Genomic DNA, 4976 nt, shown 5'->3' on the forward strand with positions numbered 1-4976 from the left:
CGCGACTTCCGGGTGAGTAGCGGTGGCGCGCCCTCCTGAAGTGCCGCACGCTCCCGCCGATCCGCGACCTCCGGGCACGCCCCGACCGCCCGGCGGACAGCGCCGCGCTCCGCTTGCAGTAGTGGGACTTGTGGCCGCCTCCCTCGGCGCAGGTGCCTACCTGGGGTGGTCCGCCGCCTGGTCGCGGCGCGTCCCCGCGCCGACCGGGACGGCGCCGGCGCCTGCCCCTGTGCCGTCCCCGCCCGGTGTGAGCATCAGCGGCGCCGTCCTCGTCCTCAGGAGCGAGGGCCGGCGGCAGGCGGAAGTCCATGCCGGCCAGGCGGACGTGAGCGCCGACGGCCAGTTCACGCGCTTCCGGGGTGTTCGCCAGGCCGATCTCTACCGCGATAGCGCCCCAGCCCTTCGCCTGCGCGCCGGAGAAATCGTGCTCGACCGCGCCACGGGCGACTTCACGGTGCTGGGGGACGTCGAGGTCGCCATCCTCCGGGGGGATGCGGTCTCCTCCGCGCTCGGCACAGACGGCGTATCCTCGACACCCGATTCGGCCGCGCCGCGGCGTTCTGCGGGCTCCTCCGCGGGCAGTACGCCGCCAGTCGAGACCGGTCGCCTTCAGGCCGAGCGGGTGCGGTACGATACTCGTTCCCGGGTTTTCGTTGCCGAAGGACACGTCCGTCTCACTGTCGGCGAGGTGGAGATCCGGGCGGATCAGCTGCGGCTTGACCAGCGGGCCCAGGTGGCGACGGCTCACGGGCAGGTCGTGGTGCAACAACCCGGCGCCCGACTGACCGCCGACAGCGTCCGGTACGAAATCCGCTCCCGGACGGCCGAGGCCGAGGGGCATGTAGTGCTGGCGCAAGGGGATCTGGTGCTGCGCGCGGGTCGCATGCGTTTCGACCTGGCCACGCGCATGACTCAGGCGTCGGCCGGGGTCACGGTGACCCAGAAGGGTCTGGAGGTTCAGGCCCCGTCGCTGGTCCACGACGGCCGGACCGACCAGGTGACGGCAGAAGGCGGGGTGCGTCTGAGTCGGGGCGGGAGCATCCTCACGGGGGAACGGCTGGCTGCTAGCCTGCGCGTCCTGCGTGCGGAGGTCAGCGGGGGGGCCCGTCTGGTCCGGCCGGCGATGCCTGCCGAGGGCGACGATCCAGCTGCGGACACGCTGACCCGCGAGGAGACCATCATTACGGCCGAGCGGATACGCTTTCGCTGGGACGCCCCGGAGGCCGAAGCCCTCGGCGGAGTTGAGGTGCGTCAGCGCGACCGGACGGCCCGCGCAGCCCGCGGCTACTACAACGAAGCGGACGGGCGGCTCGTGCTGGAAGGCGAGGTGGTGGTGGACGGTCTGACCGGAGACCTGTTCCTGTCGGAGGGCGAGCGGCCGGCCGACGGGGAGACGCGCCGGACGATGGCCATGCCGGCCCGCGTGGCGTGCGACCGGCTGACCCTCTTCCTCCGGTCTCGGGACATGGAGGCCGAAGGACGGGTGCGGGTGACCCAGGGCGCCCGGCAGGCGACCGGCGACCGCGCCCGCTACACCCACCGCGGCCGGAGCGTGGTGGTGATGGGGAGCGTGCACATGCAGGACGAGGATGGCAACCGGCTGCGCGCGGACCGCGTCATCATCGCGCTGCAGGAAGAGGCGTTCGAGGCTTTCGGCAACGTGCAGACGGAGTTCAAGGTCCGGCGCGGTCCGTAGCCCATCCATGCGCTCGCCCGGCGTTCGTGCGGCCGCGCTCGTGCTGGGGCTGCTCGTCCTTCTGCCGTCGGTCGCCGTGCCGGCGCCGGAGACCGGGTTTTCGCCCTCCCCCACGTTCCTCCCCGCGCCGACGGACGTCTCCGGGGAGGTGCCGGTGTTGATCCGCGCCGATGCCTTTCGCTACGATCGACGCACCCGCGTCCTGGTGGCCACTGGAAACGTCGTGCTCACCTTCGAGGATGTGACCATCGACGCCCATGCGCTTGTCGCCAACCTGGAGACGGGGGAGGTGACGGCGGAGGGCCACGTCCGTTTGCGCGTCGGCGCCCAGGAGGCCACCGCGGAACTGTTGACCTACAACCTGCGCACCCGCCTGGGCGTTCTACATCAGGCCCGCGCCCGGGTGACCAGCCCGATGGTGCTCGGGCCCGTCCACCTGCGCGCACAGCGGCTGGAGGGAGTGCTCGACCGCACCGTCTCCATCCGGGAAGGCTTCGTCACCACCTGCGACCCGGACGTTCCCCTGGTCTTTCTGACCGCCGACGAAATCGCGGTCTTTCTCAATGACAAGGTGGTGGGCCGCCGTGCGTCGCTGTGGATCGCCGGCCAGCGGGTTGTGACGCTGCCGTCGTTCATCATCTTCCTGCGCGAGAGGCAGGCGACGCGCTTTTTCCCCGTCGTCGGCTACAGCCCGGTGGAGGGATGGTTCGTGAAGACGCACACCACGTACTTTCTCAATGAAGGACACTGGGGATTTGTCCTCGCGGACTACATGGAGCGACTGGGAACCGGCCTGGGTGTCGAGCACGCCTATCGTCTGAGCGGCGGGCGCGGACAGGGGACCGCCCTCGTCTACCGCCTGGCCAACCGCCAGACCGGCGGGACCGACTGGCGGGTGGTCGTCAACCACGCCCAGGACCTGGCACCCGCCCTGCGGCTGAACCTCTTCGGGGACTACACGCATCGAGCGCCGGGCGGGACACCGTCCCCGCCCGCCACCAGCGACCTCTTCACCGCCCTCGACCTCAGCCACCGCACTACCGGCGCGACAACGTTCCTCTACGCGACCTACAGCAGCACCTCCGTCGGCCCGGCTCAAGGCCTGACCGGGACCCTGGTCCACAGCCAGGCCCTTTCGCCGGAGATGAGCGGCGAGGCTGTCCTCACCTTCACGCGGGCGGCAGGCACAGCAGGCGTGGACGACGAGCTCCTGCCGCGGCTGGTCCTGCGCCACTTCCGTCCGGGATTCTCCGCCTCGCTGGTAGCCGAGACCCGCTGGGACCTGGACGGCGATGTCTTCCCCGCTGACCAGCACTACACCCTGGAGCGCCTGCCGGAGCTGACCGTGACGCTTGCCCCCTTCGCGCTGGGGCGGTCGCCCTTCGTCCTGCAGGTGGAAGGAGGTCTGGGCCGCTTCCGCGAGCAGAACGTGACGCCCTCGAGCCTGACAGACGCCGTGCGGGCCGACGCGCTGCTGACCCTCAGCGGGCCGGTGCCGGCAGGCGGCGGGACGCTCTTTCTGCGCGCCTTCGGCCGGGCCAGCTGGTACACTACCGGGGACCTGCGTCTTTTCACCGGGGGCCGGGCCGAGTACGTCCGCCCCCTCGGCCCGACGCTGGAGCTACGCGGCGCCTACACCACCCAGGAGGTGGCCGGGCAGAGCCCGTTTCTATTCGACCAGATCGCCGGTCCCCTGAGCATCGGCGAGGCCAGCCTGACCTACCGCGCCCCGGGCCTGTTTGTCCGCGCCTTGGCCACCTACGACTTCCTGACCCGGCAGCCTGGTAGCGTTGTGGCTCAGGCGGTGGCCTTGCCGCGCCCCGAGTGGACGGTGGCGCTGGCCGCCAGCTACAGCCCGATGTTGGGCCGGCTGGAGCGTGCGGAAGCCAGCCTGGACCTGCGCCTGAGCCCCCAGTGGCAGGTGCAGTACCTGGGTCTCTATGATGGATTCACCGGACAGGTCTTCCATGACCGCCTGACGGTCACGCGCGTCTTCTGCGACTGTCTGGCGGTCAGCCTTTCTTACCTGGGAGTGCGAGGGGAGATCTGGCTGGAGGCCTGGCTCACGGCCATCCCCTGGGGGCGGGGGCGCATCGGGCTGGGGCAGAGCGGCCTGCTGTTTGACCAGCCGCTGGCCTTCCCGGGCAGCCCGTGACGGGAAGGGAGGAAGACGACGGGGGTCGGGGAAGTAGCGCCTGGGCAACCGCCCGGTACGCCGCTGTGGGGGGAGGGGGAGATGTGCAGACGCTCCTCAATCGCGCCGTAGCGGGACTCGCCCTGATCGCCGCCGCTATGGCGGCACTGATGAGCGGACCGGCGGCGGGGCAGGCCGGGCCGCAACTCGTCATCACCGTGCAGTTTGCGGCGCCTGTCCGTCCTGCTGGAGGCGCATACTACATCGCCTTCACCGTCGACGAGACGCTGCTGCGGGGACCGCAACCCGACAGCACCTACTGGACTCACTACGTCGCGCTGCGCGGGGGACGGTTCTTCTTCGGTCGCGTTCCCGAAACACCCTACCGGCCCTTCACCTTCGAGGCCATCCGTCCGCCCGCACCGTTTCTCTTCGCCGAGGTCCTGCCCGACGGCCGCGCGGTCCGCGCGCGGGTACCGCTAAGCAGCCTGCAGACCGGCCCCACGCCGCCCACGCGGGTGAAGGTCAACGTTGTCACGGTGGATGAGCAGTACCAACCCCTGGATGCCCTCGGGCCGGGGGCCCGCGACCCCTTCGGGTTCGTCACGGTGGATCTGCGCCGGGACCTCTTTACGGCGCTAGCGGACCCCACAGGAGACGCGCCGGTACCCTCCTTCGACATCACGGGAGGGGACATCCGGACGGGAACGCCGTAAAAGGATGGCCCCTCCTCCGTTCGCGCCGTGGACGTCAGCCCATCTCGGGCCCCCATGGGCCGGTCGGGGCGCCGACATGCCGTGATCCCCCTGGCAGGCGCGCAGGGGAGGCCGAAGCATGCTGTTCCTTTCTGACAACGGGAACGCTGCGCGATTGAGCACGGCCCGAGCGCACTTGTGTTCACGCCCGTAGAGGATTCCGGCCAGCCCGGGCGATCACCCGCCGGCCGCCCGCGTTTAGGGGGAACCCGCTGTCCGCCGCCCCGGGGCGCGGTTCTCCCCATCGGCCAGGCAGCGGCACCGGCCGCTGGCAGCGCATCGCTCTTCCGCGGGCCCGACCTGTGCAGGGGACTGGTGGGCGGCAGCGTAGTCTACGCTGAGAATGTCCCGGCGTCTGGGCTCCGCGGACGGTGACCTGATGCCCGGGCAT

The 4976-nt window shown here is 70.8% G+C and carries 3 protein-coding genes; all 3 read left to right on the top strand.

Annotated elements, in window-relative coordinates; translation table 11 throughout:
• Positions 1-325: 325 nt before the first annotated feature.
• The 3 genes from RB146_13660 (at position 326) to RB146_13670 (ending at position 4546) form a co-directional block, all read left to right on the top strand.
• A complete protein-coding gene (locus RB146_13660) occupies positions 326-1696 on the top strand; it encodes an LptA/OstA family protein (GenBank protein ID MDQ7830011.1) in 1371 nt (456 codons plus the stop codon).
• A gap of 7 nt (positions 1697-1703) precedes the next feature.
• Complete coding sequence (locus tag RB146_13665) at positions 1704-3851, top strand: LptA/OstA family protein (GenBank protein MDQ7830012.1); 2148 nt, start codon at positions 1704-1706, stop codon at positions 3849-3851.
• Between the two features lie 83 nt (positions 3852-3934).
• Complete coding sequence (locus RB146_13670) at positions 3935-4546, top strand: hypothetical protein (protein MDQ7830013.1); 612 nt, start codon at positions 3935-3937, stop codon at positions 4544-4546.
• Positions 4547-4976 lie beyond the last annotated feature (430 nt).

It is taken from the genome of Armatimonadota bacterium (assembly GCA_031081585.1).
In the GTDB taxonomy this organism is placed as follows: domain Bacteria; phylum Sysuimicrobiota; class Sysuimicrobiia; order Sysuimicrobiales; family Humicultoraceae; genus Geohabitans; species Geohabitans tengchongensis.

What these genes read in the sequence shown, in the direction of transcription:
- RB146_13665 (MDQ7830012.1), top strand. Translation starts at nt 1,704, where the DNA reads ATGCGCTCGCCCGGCGTTCGTGCGGCCGCGCTCGTGCTGGGGCTGCTC.